The organism is Methanosphaera sp. BMS, from assembly GCF_003268005.1.
Classification (GTDB): domain Archaea; phylum Methanobacteriota; class Methanobacteria; order Methanobacteriales; family Methanobacteriaceae; genus Methanosphaera.
This window is the reverse complement of sequence record NZ_CP014213.1, coordinates 690,563-706,980: the sequence shown is the minus strand read 5'-3', so window position 1 is coordinate 706,980 and position 16,418 is coordinate 690,563. Positions and strand designations below refer to the sequence as shown.

General features: G+C 31.4%; 8 protein-coding genes. 5 read left to right on the top strand and 3 right to left on the bottom strand.

The features are described 5' to 3' along the window. Positions 1–237 precede the first annotated feature (237 nt). The 4 genes from AW729_RS02385 to AW729_RS11145 all read left to right on the top strand — a co-directional run bounded on the left by AW729_RS02385 (position 238) and on the right by AW729_RS11145 (position 13,462). Positions 238–3,057, top strand: coding sequence for a right-handed parallel beta-helix repeat-containing protein (locus AW729_RS02385; protein ID WP_112123587.1), 2,820 nt, complete (start codon positions 238–240; stop codon positions 3,055–3,057). 681 nt (positions 3,058–3,738) lie between these two features. Continuing rightward, on the top strand, positions 3,739–5,241 hold the full coding sequence (gene ltrA, locus AW729_RS02380; RefSeq protein WP_162685745.1) for a group II intron reverse transcriptase/maturase: 1,503 nt from the start codon (positions 3,739–3,741) through the stop codon (positions 5,239–5,241). Positions 5,242–6,049: 808 nt separating this feature from the next. After that, positions 6,050–13,030, top strand: coding sequence for an Ig-like domain repeat protein (locus tag AW729_RS02375; RefSeq protein WP_112123585.1), 6,981 nt, complete (start codon positions 6,050–6,052; stop codon positions 13,028–13,030). A 282-nt stretch (positions 13,031–13,312) separates the two neighbouring features. Further along, on the top strand, positions 13,313–13,462 hold the full coding sequence (locus AW729_RS11145) for a hypothetical protein (protein WP_162685744.1): 150 nt from the start codon (positions 13,313–13,315) through the stop codon (positions 13,460–13,462). Between the two features lie 87 nt (positions 13,463–13,549). Here the strand turns inward: AW729_RS11145 and AW729_RS02370 are convergent, their stop codons facing one another. Genes AW729_RS02370 through AW729_RS02360 form a run of 3 tightly spaced genes read right to left on the bottom strand, consistent with a single transcriptional unit; the run spans position 13,550 to position 15,163 of the window. Then, positions 13,550–14,128: a hypothetical protein gene (locus AW729_RS02370; RefSeq protein ID WP_236951250.1), complete on the bottom strand. Its 579-nt coding sequence runs from the start codon at positions 14,126–14,128 to the stop codon at positions 13,550–13,552. Continuing rightward, positions 14,115–14,834, bottom strand: a complete 720-nt coding sequence (locus tag AW729_RS02365; protein ID WP_112123584.1) for an ImmA/IrrE family metallo-endopeptidase — start codon at positions 14,832–14,834, stop codon at positions 14,115–14,117. The genes AW729_RS02370 and AW729_RS02365 overlap by 14 nt, the downstream gene beginning before the upstream one ends. A gap of 2 nt (positions 14,835–14,836) precedes the next feature. Then, complete coding sequence (locus AW729_RS02360; RefSeq protein ID WP_112123583.1) at positions 14,837–15,163, bottom strand: helix-turn-helix domain-containing protein; 327 nt, start codon at positions 15,161–15,163, stop codon at positions 14,837–14,839. A 428-nt stretch (positions 15,164–15,591) separates the two neighbouring features. Here AW729_RS02360 and AW729_RS02355 point away from each other — a divergent pair, with 428 nt between their 5' ends. Then, on the top strand, positions 15,592–16,233 hold the full coding sequence (locus tag AW729_RS02355) for a hypothetical protein (protein ID WP_236951249.1): 642 nt from the start codon (positions 15,592–15,594) through the stop codon (positions 16,231–16,233). Positions 16,234–16,418: the final 185 nt, after the last annotated feature.

Here is a 16,418-nt window from a genome sequence, read left to right as displayed (position 1 = left end):
AACATGGAATATAATCTATGCAATGTAATCCTTGGAATATAATCATCCTACTTATTAACTCTAAAAAAACTTTAAGAACTATCATTATTAACATAAACCATTAAAACCAATAAAATATTAAAAATAATATTTGTCTGCCAATATTTTTTTTAGAAAAATATTAAAATTATAAATAAAAAGATATTCTCATAAAACGGAGGTGAGCTTATTAAACGAGTTAAATATATTTTAATATTTTTGGTATTAGTAATATTTCTTTGTTCATTAACTGCAATTAACGCTAACGAATACAATGATACAACCACAACAGAATCCAATGGCCCAAATGAACCAGACTATGACAATACACTTGCTTCAAGTTCAACAGGTACATACACCAAAACGGCAGAAAGCATTACAACTAAAAATATACAGAAAAATAAGAATACCGAACTATTAAAAACAAGTTCAAATAACGGTACACAATATGAATTAAAACAATTATTAAATGATGCAAGTACTGGATCTACGATTTATCTGGATAAAGATTATTATTACGAACCACCTTTAGGTGATAGAGTACCAGTCACCATTAATAAAACATTAACGATAGATGGTCAAGGACATACATTAAATGGTATTCATCATATGCGAATCTTGAAAATAACCGCTGATAATGTAGTATTACGAAATATCAGTTTTATCAATGCATTTTCACTGTTAGATTCTGGAGGAGTAGCTATTGATTGGCTGGGAAAGAATGGTGTTTTGGAAGATTGTACCTTTAAAGATTGTATACCTCGTTCAGAGGGAGCTATTGAGGGAACAGTATATGTAAAAGGAGATTCTTTCACTGCAAGAAATTGTTATTTTGAAAACAATGCAGCATTTAGAGGTGCAGGATTTTATCTAAACTCAAATAATAATAATATTATAAACTGTACATTTAATAGAAATAATGGTTATAATGATGACTTTGAACACCAACTTTACTTTAAACATTCAGCAGGTTCCGGAATATTTATCAATGGAGATAATAACTTTATAAATAACTGTGTCTTTTTAAATCAAAGTACAGTATACGGTACAATATATGTTAATGGTGAAAAAAATCTTATAAAAAACAGTATATTCCGAAACAATTATGTTTACAGAGATGGTGGAGCAATATACATCAATCAAAAAAACAATGAAATTATTGGATGTACCATTGAAAACAATACTGCTAAAGAAGAGGGAGGAGCAATATACATCAATGATAATGATAATGAAATCTATGATTGCTTAATATTCAATAACTCTGCAAATATTAATGGTGGAGCAATATACATCAATGATAATGATAATGAAATCTATGATTGCTTAATATTCAATAACTCTGCAAATATTAATGGTGGAGCAATATACATCAATGATATTAATAATAAAATCCATGATTGTTCAATATCTAAAAACTCTGCAAAAAATAGCGGTGGAGCATTATGCATCAAAAAAGAGAACAACCATATTAATTCATGTATAATCTATGATAACAGGGCATTTGAATTAGGTGGAGGTATATATCTAGATGCAAAAAATAATCAGATAAGTAATAATATGTTCCTCCACAATTACCTTATGAAGAATAAAGATATTATAAATCAACGTAATGACATATATTCCAGAGAACGTCTTAATGCTGATAAAAATTGGTGGGGAAATGTAAATACTGATGTTTGTCATCCTCTGGATGCATATATGAAAAAGAAGGTTCTCAGTCCATCAACAAACAACAAGAAAGTTATTGTTAATAATTGGTACTATCTTGATGTTGTAGACAAGTTAAATAACACAATTCCAAAGAAAATCGACATGGTAGGTAAACCTTTTGAAGGTAAAATCATGTTTAAATTAAGTTCTGGAAAAGGTGACTTTAATTATCCGAACTTGGATAATGAATATAATTTAACAGGAGATAAACTTGGTATATTTGATGGTTTTATTTATAACGACAAAACTGTAAAAAAATTTACCGGAGACAGTTTAGAATTTAATATATTAACAAATAATGGATTATCCTACTTAAGAATTGAAAACGATATATTTGGTATTGAGATTCCTTTCACTTTTAGAGAAGGATACCCCTTATCCAGATTACAAGAGATTATTAATAATGCAGGAGAAAATGATACTGTCGAATTACATGAAAATTATGTATATAACCCAGATGTAGATAAAAATCTTAAAGAAGGAATTATCGTAAATAAAACTGTAACCATTGATGGTAACGGTTTTACAATTGATTGTGATAATAAAGTCCGAGGATTCTATGTTACTGCTGATGATGTTCAATTTAAGAACATTATAATTAAAAACGGTAAAGCATACAATGGTGCTGCAATAACATTTAATAATGACGGAGCAATAGTAGATAACTCAACATTCCTATTTAACTTTGCAGAAACTGACGGTGGAGCAATATACTCTCATGGTGAAGATGCATTTATAAACAACAGCAAATTTGACAGAAATTATGCTGCAGATCAAGGAGCAGCATTATACTCATCAGGTAAGTATTTCAAATACTCAAATAACATATTCACAAACAATCAAGCAAAAAACGGTAGAAGCGTATGTGTCGAAGGACCAAACTACTATTTATTCAGTGGATGGGACAATAACACCTATGAAAACAATACATACCTTGACTATGGTGGAGATGCTTCAGAAAATAAAATAGTATACCCAAGCATAAGAAACAGGAAACAAGTAAGAACAGTTACAAGAAGTATTAGTCCAAGCATGACAAAAGTAAGTGAAATTATACTTACAAGCAACAACAAGAAAATAAAAATAATAGACAACCACATAACACTTGAATCATTAAATGAAATATTCAACATGGACTTCAGAAATGGACATCTTTTAGTATACATTGATGGAAAACTGGTATTCAATGCAACAACAACTGATGACTTAACACAAATAATTTATGATTTGTTAAAACTAGTGTCGGGTAACCATGAAATACGAGTAGAATTTACTGATAAAGATGGAAATACAAATAGTTATACTGAAAACATTTCATTAAATTCTTAAACTCCCTTATTTTTTGTGCGACAAGCGATTGTCTTTAATTTGTTCTCACTCGAAACATTGTTTTGTATGTGTGTGTTAGTATAGTATCTATTAACGGATACTTTTAATCCTGTTGTATGGGTTATTCTCCCTTGAAACTGCGTCATTGGTAACAGTGGGGTGGGTTGCATGATAGGTAAAGCCTAATCTTACTTCTAGCATCCATGAAGTGGAGGGCGAGAGAAAGACCAATATTGGCTAATGATAAATGAACTCTTATAAGCATCGTTAAGTTAAACAGCACGTTAGGATGATTAAAGGATGTGTTGTAGTTGCAGGCAGGTCAGACGAAGTGAAAAAGGACGTCTATAGATTACAACCCATATGTCTGTCGGTGTAGTGGGAGGGCTTAAGTTGTGTCGTAGTCTAACAAAAGATAAACTTGGTAAGCCCAGTAAAGTCCAGTAATACATTACTGGTAGGGGTTTCTGTGAGGGAATTCTAAGACCTTATTGGGTAAAGGATGTTAAGGAAGCTAATGCCACATTATCGTTAAGATAAAGGGGAATTTAACAAATAATTAACTCTTGTGGATATGCTGACTTTAACAGGTGTATAACATGAATTAAAACGAATTTGTATCCTAGATGTGATTAATTTATGAGTCAAATTTCAGATGAAGAAAACTGTGCAAATATTAATTTGTGTCAGTCCACGGAATTGGACAAACTCGACAGTGAATGGTCCAATATTAAATGGAACTATGTAAGTCGAAGCATATATAAGATACAACAGCGGATAATTCGTGCTGAAGAATCTGGTGACTATCGAAGAGTTCGAAGTCATTGTAGACTACTTTTAAATGATAATAGAACACTATTGTGGGCTATAAGAGTAGTTACTCAAATAAATGGTGGTAAACGTACGGCAGGAGTTGACTCTGAAATTGTCATGACAAATGCTGAGCGTATGAAACTATTTTACCAGCTTAAGGATTGTAAAATTAATCTACATAGGCCTCGGCCTGTTCGTAGGATTTATATTCCTAAAAAGAATGGAATATTAAGACCTTTGGGTATTCCAACCATACGTGATCGTGTGTTCCAAATGGTATGTAAAATTGCCTTGGAACCTATTTGGGAGCATCATTTTGAAGCCAATAGTTATGGTTTCAGGCCTTGTAGAGGTGCTAGTGATGCTATAGCAAAGATTCACAGTCATGTACGTGGATTTAATCGTCCTTGGATATTTGAAGGTGATTTTAAATCTTGTTTTGATACTCTTGACCATGATTATATCATGGAACAAGTACGGTATTTTCCAGCCTCTAAAACCATTAGTCGCTGGTTAAAAGCAGGATACTTAGACGATAATGTATTTTATAAGTCTGATAGTGGTACACCTCAAGGGGGTATTATATCTCCGCTTCTTGCTAACATTGCATTGCATGGAATGGAGGAAGCATTAGATATTAAATACACTCGTATCCGCAGAAAAGATGGCTCGTATACTTACAGTAATGTGTCTAAGTATGTTATGGTGCGTTATGCTGATGATTTTGTAATACTTTGTAGAACAAAAGAGGATGCATGTAAAGTGCCGAAACTGTTAAATTCTTACTTGGAAAAGAGGGGTTTAACTTTAGCTGAGGATAAAACTAGAATTACTCATATTGATAATGGTTTTGATTTTCTAGGAATCAATATTAAATCATATTTCAGTAGAAATAGAAAAGTGGTTCTTACAAAACCGTCAAAGAGTAGTATTGTTTCATTCAAAGATAAAGCACGGCGTATCTTTATAAAAGCTTATGGGGGAGACATAGAAAGTTTTATTGACTCCTTAAATAATCTTATAATTGGTACTGCTTATTATTGGAGAATGACAGCTGCAGAAAGAACCTTTGAAAAGATGGATTGGTTTATTATATATCGTATTATTCGTCTTCTTAAGAGATTATATCCTAAGAAGTCTCATAAGTGGATTAAAGGTAAACACTTTAAACCATGTAGGGATAAAACGATAAAAGATAAGTATTTGTTTACTAATCCTGAAACAGGTAATCAACTTAAACGTATGAGTTGGATTCATATTAAGTATGCGTGGTGCATTAAATATAAAGCAACCCCGTATAAAAGTGAATTCAATGAGTACTTTGAAAGATTTAAATTTAAAAATAATTACCAATGCTTATATGGAATATAAAATAATTTTTTTAATTTGACTTAGTTTCTTCAGATAACTAATATGCTTGAGCCGTATGTTATGAAAGTGACACGTACGGTTCTGAGGAGAGGAAGAGAGAGCAACCTCTCTAACTTATCCGACTGCAACAAGTTATCTCTTACTATTTTAGTAGATACTATTTTTTTAATTTTTTAGACTTCGCTATATGCAGGTATAATGAAGTAAATATCATATCTCATCTATAGTGTAAACCTCGACTATATCACACTATAAGATTAGCCTGCTTATAATAAATTATATGAAAAATGTATAAACAGCCTAAAATCATTAAACCCGAAGAATGAATAAAAGTCTAAAAACAAGTGTATATAAACTATTACTAAAATAAAGAAAATAACAATGAATCAACACTCGAAGCGTATATAATTATTTTTTCAATGTTACATGTGGTAATAAATTAAAAAAAAAACATTATATAACAGATAAGGGTGTTAATAGAAAAATGAGGACAAATAGATCCAGATGTAATTATAGGGTATGTTTAGGAAAAAAAGATTTTATCATGCCAGTCCTTGTAATACAACTTACTGAAAAAATATTAAATTTATGGGAAGTCAGACTGTATTTTGGACAGTGCCGAAATCGTGGATGATACTACCTATTATCTAAATTGGTTCAATGAATATTTTGACGTAAACTTATGGTAATAGGCTATAAATTCAAAACGGAAGATTTTATTGATTTGCAACAAATAGAATAATTTATTAAGACTTAACAACATAAACATAGTTCATGTAATAAATTTCCAAAAAAAGTAGTGGTTAAAATGAAGAAAAAGATAATATTGAGTATATTATTACTTTCAATTTTTATGATTGGAGCAGTCAGTGCATCAAGTGATAGTAGTGTTGTTTCAAGTTCTAAGCTAACAAATTCTATATCACCTGATAGTAATAATGATAATGTGGATATAAGTAATGATGAAAATAGTGAAGTTAAAGATACTAATAATGTTTTAAAGAAGGACAATTCTAAAAAAGTAATATCTAAAAATAATAATCTTACTAAACGTGATATTAGTGCAAGTGTGAAAAAAGCTAATGATGTTGGAAGTTTTAATGACCTTCAAACTGAGATAGATAATGCAACTGAAAGTTCTGTTTTAAATCTAACAAGAGATTATAACGGAGCTTATGGTTCTAGAATCCAACTTGATAAAGATTTAACTATAGATGGTCAGGGACATACCCTTGATTGTTTAGGTGAAGGCGGTTGCAGTGCATTTTATTCAAATAGTGGAACTATAACCCTGAAAAATCTCATAATAATTAATGGACATAACGATTATAATAATAAAGGTGGTGCCATTCATATAGAAGGTTCTGCTCAATACACAATTATAAACTGTACTTTCAACAATAATTGGGCAGAGGACTATGGCGGAGCAATATACTCCGCAGGAGATTTAACTATTATTAATTCTACTTTTAAATCTAATAATGTTGAGGATGATGATGGTGGAGCAATTTATTGTGAAAAATCTGTAACTCTTGAAAATTGTCTATTTGAAAAAAATCATGCTAATGTTGATGGCGGTGCAATATACAGCAAAAATAATGTCAATGTATCAAAAAATACCCGTTTCATCGAAAATGAAGCAAATGGTGCATCTTCTCAATGTTATGGTGGTGCCATACGAAGTGAAGCTAATGTAGAAGTTAATAATTCTACTTTTACTTCGAATAAGGCTTATGATTATGGTGGTGCAATTTATGCAAATACTGCTTCCATATATTCATCTACTTTTAGTGAAAATAAGGTAGATGATAATGATGGTGGAGCAGTTTATGTTGAGAGTACTATTGATGTTAGGGATTCCTCCTTCTACAATAATCAGGGGTGTGTTGATGGCGGTGCAATATTCAGTAAAAATAATGTCAATGTAAAAAATACCACTTTCAGATCTAATAAAGTAGAAAGTCATAAAGTTGCTGTTGAGGATTATGGCGGTGCTATACGAGCTGAAGGTGATGTTACAATTAATGGCTCTACATTTTATAATAATCAGGCTCGTTTCCGTGGTGGGGCAATTGAATCCGATGGAGATGTACATATTAATAATACTAACTTCACATCCAACAATGCATACACGGATGGTGGAGCAATTTATTGTAAAAAATCAGTATTTATTGAAAATAGTGAATTTGCAGATAATCATGCTTACGTTGATGGCGGAGCAATATTCAGCAAAAATAATGTCAATGCAAAAAATACCACTTTTAGAAATAATAAAGCTGATGATGGCTCAGATGATGGACAGAGTGAAAGTGGTGGTGCTATACTAAGTAAAGGTGATGTTAAAGTTGATAATTGTACCTTCAGTGGTAATTATGCCCGTGATTATGGTGGTGCAATTTATGCAGACACTATTACCTGGGTGGATTCACCTTCATATTTCAAAGACAATTACGTTAAGGTACATGATGGTGGAGCAATATATACAAATAAATTCGCCACTGATGTAAAATATGGTGTTTTCATTAATAATGAAGTTAAATCCGATGATGATGGTGGAGCAATCTATATAAACAAGGAAAATAATGTTTTGTTTTCCCAGTGTTATTTTGAAAATAATCGCTGTGGTGATGAAGGCGGAGCAATCTATTTGGATTCCACTTCTTCTACTTTGTATTTAGAATATAATATTTTTATTGACAATTGGGCAGATACCAAAGGAAACATTATATATAATAAAGGGAAGTATAATAGAATTCATAATAACTGGTATGGAAAAAACGTTTTTGATTTTTCCAATGAGCTTGTAGAATATCATTTTACAGGAAGTGAAAGCCATACAGATGATGCACCTGTTACAGTTGAATTATCTTTAAATGAAACCGGTCAACCAACATTAATTGTCGGATTCATATCAGATGGAGAATTATTTAATTATGATGCACAATTCAGTGCAGATAATGGAGCAACACTTAGTAATCATAAAATAGGAAATAATGTTGTTACCTCAGATATTGAATTTGAGGACGGCATTACAAATGTAAATGCTACTGTTAATTATCAAGTTTTAACATTATCATATTCCTTTTATAAAGAAGATGTTACGATGAATATTAACGTGCCGGAAATTAGTTTTGGTGATAATGCTACTGTAACTATTATTTTCACACCAGATAATGCTACTGGTACGGTTGGAATTAATTCTTCTGATATTGAAATTGGAAATATTTCTTCTGATATTGTAGATGGTGCTGCTACTGTCATTATTTCAAATTTATCAGTGGGTAGTCATGATTTAAATGTCAGTTATTCAGGTGACGGATTATATAACCCTAAAGAGGAAAATGTAATTATTACAGTTAATCCTAAAAGCTTAAACATTAATGCAAGTGCAGAACCAATACATCAAGGTGAAAATGCAACGGTTATTGTAACTGGCTTAGAATGTGCTACAGGCAATGTTAATGTTACTATTGATAATAATAACTGGACGGGCAAAATCAACAACGCAACTGCCGTCATTATTATTGAGGGATTAGACGAAAATACTACGGCAAACGTTATCTATAGTGGTGATGCTAATTATACTAGTGCTATCACTACAGTCGATATTATTGTTAATTCCGTGCCTAAAGAGGATTTAAGTATTAGTGCTAGTGTCGATCCTATTATGGTTGGTGATGATGCTATTGTTGTTGTTACCGGTTTAGAAAATGCTACAGGAAATGTCACTGTCAATATTGATGGTGATAAATGGTATGGTGAAATTAATAATGGTAATGCTACTATTATTGTTACAGGATTAACACTCGATGCTACTGCTACTGTTTTCTATGCTGGTGATTATAGATACAACAATGCAACAACCACAGTTGACATCACGGTAAATCCGGCAATTATTGTTTGGTATGTAAACGGAAATAAAGAATCCAGCGGTAATGGAACAACAGCAGATACTGCATTTAAAACATTAAAAGAAGCATTAAACAAAGCACCAGATGATAGTACAATTTATATTGCATCAGGAACATACACTGGAGAAAACAATACAAATTTAACCATTAATAAGAATTTAACATTCGTTAATTATGATGCTGGTGAAGTAATCTTTGATGCACAAGGAGTAAGTAGGATCTGGACTGTTAACGCAGAAAGAATAAATATCACAGGCTTAACATTTAAAAATGGAAAAGAAGAATCTGCCTGCGGTGCAATCTTCTTTAATCAAACACTTAATAACTCAGATATAAATGCCATTTTTATAGACAATAGTGTAGTTGATGGTCTTGCAGGTGCAATTGGATTTTATGCAGATGTTACTAACACCAATATAAATGCCATTTTAATAAATAACAGTGTAAATAATGGTTACGGTGGAGCAATTTTCTTTAATGGAGAATTAAACAATGTAAATATAACAGGAAATTACACAAACAACACAGCAGACGATTATGGTGGAGCAATCCTATTTTATGGAGATTTAAACAATGTAAATATAACAGGAAATTACACAAACAACACAGCAAAAGAGGGTGGCGGAGCAATCTTCTTTAATGGAGAATTAACTGATGTAAATATAAGTGGATATTATAATAATAACCGGGCAAATGATACTGCAGGAGTATTCTTATTTAATAATAATTTGACTAACGTTATAATATCTGGAGATTACAGTAATAATGCTGCAGAATACTGTGCAGTATACTACGTGAGTGAATTTACAAGCATAAATAATTCCCTCATAACTGGGAATTATTATAATAACTCTGCAAATTATTGTGTTGTATTTTTAACAGAAGGAACCATAAATAATTCCAACATAACTGGAAACTACACCAATAACTATGCGAAAAAAGGTATTAATATAATAGGAGAAGCAAATAACCTTAGTATGTCCGGAAATTATATAAATAACAATATTTCCAATGGCAGTGTGATTTATATTGTATATTGTGATGAAAATTCCAATATTCATGACTCCATTTTCATAAACAATACAATGGATGATAAATTGATTATTGAGGTTATCTCAGGCTCTGTTTTATCCATTAATAACTGGTTTGGAAATAATGCCTCCAATTACAATATAAAACCAAAAGTTAGTGAAAATGTAACTATGGCCAATTGGCTATTCTTAAATGCAACAACCAATACTACAGGTGAACTTACAATAAATGAAACATCTGAAATTACTTTTAAATTATATGCATATAATAGTACTTCAGAAGAAATTAATGAATATGATGCATCAAAAATGAATATGCAATTAGAATTATCACAAACACATGGTAGCTTAGATAAAACAACTGCTTTAATTAATGAAACAATATCATATAAATATGAAGAAGAAGGGCCTGCAATTGTAACTGGTAAATTTAAAACTGCCATATACACCATTGTTTTAGCCAAACAAGCTACAGAGATTATTAATAATAAACCAGAAATAACAATAAATGTTACTAAATCTGATACTGTTAATGCAGTTTTAAATCCTCTAGAAGCAGGTAATTTAACTTATACTTCAAGTAATACTGCTGTTGCTACTGTTGATGAGACTGGTGAAATCATTGGTCTTAGCCAAGGAACCGCGACAATAACAGTTTCATTCGAGGGCAATGATTATTATGCTGCCGCTGCAAGTAAAATTATCCCAGTCACGGTTAATTTAAACCATGCAAGTGTTAGTGTTAATAATAATACTTTGGATTTAATAATTGATGACACATTCCCATTAGTTGCCACAACTACACCGGAAGGTATGGACGTAACTTATGTTCCTGATGATTCCGGCGTTGTTAGTGTTGATGATAATGGCGTTGTCACTGCATTAAAAGAAGGCACTGCCACCATTACAGTTAAAGTTGGTGACAATACTGTTTACACTGAAAACTCAACCATCGTAACAGTAAAGGTTAGAAAAAGCACCATAATCACCTACAATATCATAAACAACACAGAAGGCAACGTACAAATAAACATAACAGTACAGGATGACGTTTACAAAACACCAATAACCGATGCTCTAATCAATATAACGGGAGCCATCAACAGGACCGCCACTGCCGGAGTAATCACAGACACCACACTAACACCTGGAGATTACACCATCAACGTAGAATTTGCAGAAACAGACGAGTACAAGTCATCTGCCACAACTATAGACTTTACAGTAGAAATAGACAAGGACGCTAAAATAAGGGAACTTGAAGAATATATAACACAACTAATCAATACCGTAAATCAACTAAACAACACAATAAAACAACAAGAAAACACGATAAATACATTAAACAATACAATTAAACAACAAGAAAACACGATAAATACATTAAACAATACAATTAAACAACAAGATAACACGATCAATACATTAAACAATACAATAAAAACATTAACAACACAAAACCAGAACCTAACCAAACAAAACACACAACTACAAGCAAACATTACTCAACTACAAAACACCATTAAAACACTAAATGATACCATAAAACAACAAAATAACACAATAAAAACACTCACAAAAGAAAATCAAAACCTAAACAACACAATAAAAAACCTAAACAACACAATAAAACAACAAGAAAACACCATTAAAACACTAAATGATACCATAAAACAACAAAATAACACAATAAAAACACTCACAAAAGAAAATCAAAACCTAAACAACACAATAAAACAACAAGAAAACACCATTAAAACACTAAACGATACCATAAAACAACAAAATAACACGATAAAAACACTCACAAAAGAAAATCAAAACCTAAACAAAACAATACAAAACCTAAACAACACCAACAAACAACTACAAAACACTATCATTAAACAAAACAATACAATAAAAGAATTACAGGAAATCATCAAACAACTAAACAAGACAAGCACACCAACACCAACCACAACAACAGTATCAAAAATAAACGGAAGAGTAGGATCAACCATACAACTAAAAGCAACAATCAAGGACAACAATACAAAAGCAGTAACCAGTGGAAGAGTAACCTTCAAGGTAAATGGTGTAACACTAAAAGATGAAGACGGAAACACACTATACGCCTTAGTAAACAATGGAACAGCAACACTAAACTACACCGTACCAAGAAGCTGGTACAAGGACAATACCACAGTAGAAGCCGTATACGCCGGCAACGATAAATACGCCTCAAGTAGGGCAAACAATACCAAAAACAACATAACACCTGGAAACGTTAAGATAAAAATAGCACAACTACCAACACATGAAAACGGTGACAAGATACAATTTGTCATAACAGCAACAGATGAAAAAGGACAAAGCATAACCGGTGGAACCGTAATCATAAAAGCAAACGGTGTAACACTAAAAGACTCCAACGGTAAAGCCCTACAGGCAAACGTAGTAAATGGAGTGGCAATAATAGACTACAACATCACCCTAAGTGCAAGAGAATACAACCTAACGGCAGTATACTCATACACCGGATACAACCGTATCGAGGCAACAGGCAAACTAAACGTGACAAAAGGAGAAGCATTCATAAGATACACGCCAATAACAACAAAGACAACAACCACGAGAATAACTGCCAATATCGTGGATAAAAACAAAAACAACATCTCCGGAACAGTAACCGTTGGTATAAAACTAGATGGCAAGATGATAACCACCACAACAGCCACTAACGGTATCATTAACGTGACAATCCCAACAAACATCACCACAGGAGCACATACAATAGAACTCATAGCCGGTGAAACCGGAGCATACAAGTCAGATAGGATAACAAGCGTACTTGTAAAGAAATAGATGATTATCCCTCACAGATAAAATAATCGATAAAACTCCCCTTAACCTCCTTTTTTCTAGTACCAATCCTATGTCATCATAGCCATTTCCGAAGTTGTGTATGTTTATTATTTGGTCTTGTATATATAAATGAATTTTCAAGAGATATACTGATTTTTCAGAAGTACATTAGAATAATTACTTTTTTTGATTTTATAGCTTATTTAATTTTTTTCCCTCGTTATGCATGTATATGCTGAATGTAATTTTTTTATTTTTTCCACTTCTTTATTTGGTGATATTATGAAACAAAAAAAAATAACACAACATATAACTAAAAAAAAACCAACTCCAGAATCAACACCAACAAAAAAGTATCCTACTCCAGAAACAAAAACTCTAGAAAATACAAATACAAACTACACAAAAGAAGATTCAAATAAAAAAAAATAACAATTTAAAAGAAATTATTCAAAAAAATTCTTACCTTGAATGCATTTTAAAAAATAAAATCTTAAACTTCCATACCACCAATAAAGTTTATAAAAAATCATCTTTTAGAAACATCTTACAATCATTTTCATAAAGATTATCATAATAGTCATAATAAGAATCATAAGGTAAACTCATACCTTTATCTATCATAGAGACATATAATGAATTTGCGGTATTTTTTGAGATGATATCTTTCTTAACTGCTTGAGTTAAAATCATGGAACTGGTAATCATTTCAATATCCAAACTTTCCACATATTCATATACATCCCGTAAATTGTTGCTTGCCACAATCCCCTTGTTCAAATGAGCTAATGCTATTGCCGCTGCTTCACCTGACCCACAGATTTGGCCAGTTTTACTCCAGAATCCCTTTTCAATAGACTTATATGCTTGGTATTCTTTGGATGTGAATGTTATTTCTTTGATTTCTACAAATCCTTCTTTCAACTTTTTAAAATTTGTTTTTACAATTGGGGGAGTATTTTCAACCATAATTTCGTTATATACTTGTTCGGGAATAATGATTTTAGAAAATAGATCTTCTAATATATGACCTGCATCTACAAACAAAAAACTTTCTAAACAATCAGTATCATAGAAAATGGGTTTATTCAAGGTCATTTGCCCCCTCATAAAGAACGTCATTTCTGAAACTATTTAATAAAATTTCTCTACGTTTGCCACCAGTTATCTTTTTGTCATCATAGGCTTTTTGGGTTAAACGTATTAATTCTCCAATAGAAGAATATTTCTGATTATCCGGCGATGACCTATAAAGACTGGTATCATAACCTAATCTATCAGCTTCACGAATAACATCGTGACTAAATTCATCAAACTGATTTTGACTAATCCAATTTAAGTTTTTAAGACGGATAATCATTGTCAAACGGCTAATCTGATAATACTGTTCGCATTTGATTACATCTTCCAAAGTCCAATCCTCAATTTGATTTTTATTTTTAAACCAAAAGAGTGCACTATCTGGCATCAGGAAAGTGGATGCAAAATCATCCGCATTTTTTTCACTTTGGTTATTGCTATTTACTCCACAACCAATATAATCTGGGGCATCCTCATAAAGCAAATGATATAATTCATGAGCTAATGTGAAATTTTGTCTTCCTATAGTATTATTACTATTGATAAATATTACTTTGTCATCTTTTGTTTTAGCACAACACCCACTAATATTATTTTTCATTGGAAACCAAAGTACTGTTAAATTTCTGATATTGTTATAAACTAAGGATCGAATGTTTACTGAAGCAAAACTTTCAATACCCCACTCATGTCTTAACATTTCAGCTAATGCAGAACTATTCATACTTAATCCTCCTCATCCAATTTTCTTAGTAGTTTTAAAAATCCCGTTATTTCATTCATTTTTGCAATGACATTCAAATCCATTTTTTCATCACTACGAAATGCTATGCATGATTTTTCACGAACATCAGTTTCACCCAACAAATACTCCGGAGAACAATTATACAATAAGCATAATTTATCAAGTAAAGTTATATTAAATTTTCTTTCACCATTTTCTATTTTAGAAAGATTACTTTGAGCAATCCCCAAATAATCAGAAACTTGTTTCTGAGTATAACCATTTTCAATTCTTAACTTTTTTAGATTTCTTGCCACAACATCAAACATTTACACTCCCCCTAAATATTTAGTACTTTGTAATAAAAACTATTTAAATATAACTACTATTATTATGACAACAGTATAACTACATGAAAAAACCATTATAAAAAAATAGGCATTACTAAAAAAAATAAATTATAATAGTTTATTTTTATAAAATAGTATCTAAATAATCCTAAATATCATAAACACTATTTATTAATATTAAATTTAAAATTAGAAGAATATTTTAGAATATTCAATTCTATATGGATAACACATCATGAACAAAAGAATCATCTGTATTTCAAGAAAATACATAAAAAATGGGATTTTGAAAGTGGAAATTAGTTCTATTCAATAATAGATGTATTAATGATATTAACTGACGTAAAAATCCCAATAATTACTGGAGAAAATTAAAACAAAGACTTAAAGAAGAACAAGATGAAAGTGTGACAAATTGTCACAGGTTGAAAATGCCTGCAAAAGATGGTAAAATGCGTTTAACAGATGTTGCCAGTACTAAACAATTGTTACGTATCATACAGTCAGTTCCATCCCCTAATGCAGAACCATTTAAACAATGGCTTGCACAAGTAGGCTCAGAAAGACTTGATGAAATAGCAGACCCTGAGATAGCGATGGAAAGAGCTGTGGAAACATATAGACAAATGGGTTATTCTGAAGAGTGGATAAAGCAAAGAATAAACAGTATCCATATTCGTAATGACCTTACTAATGAATGGAAAAGATCAGGAGTACAACAGGGCAAAGAATATGCCATACTCACTAATGAAATAACCAAGGCATGGAGTGATAAAACCGTTAGTGAATATAAGGATTATAAGGGAATTAAAAAGGAAAGCCTTAGAGATAACATGACAAATATGGAATTGGTTCTTAACATGCTAGCTGAAGCGACCACAACCGAAATCAGCAAGACTGAAAACCCCGAGGGATTTGATGAAAGTAAGGAAATAGCAATAGAAGGAGGTACAATTGCGGGAAACACTAGAAAAACTATTGAAAAAAGAACAGGAAAAAAGATAGTCAGTAAAAATAATGCAACAGATCCATATTCTCTAGGAAAGTAAAGTATAATTGGGGACATGTTCAGTATTGTTTCTATTATATTTATTTTATTTTACGGCTTTAACGGTAGTGTTAATCAGGATAAGCATGAGAAGATTAATTAAATAATTTTATTCATGAGTTATTATTCCGTACCTCTCTTATTTTTTTGTAACTGGAATGTTTCTTAGTCTTTTAAAGAAGTCGA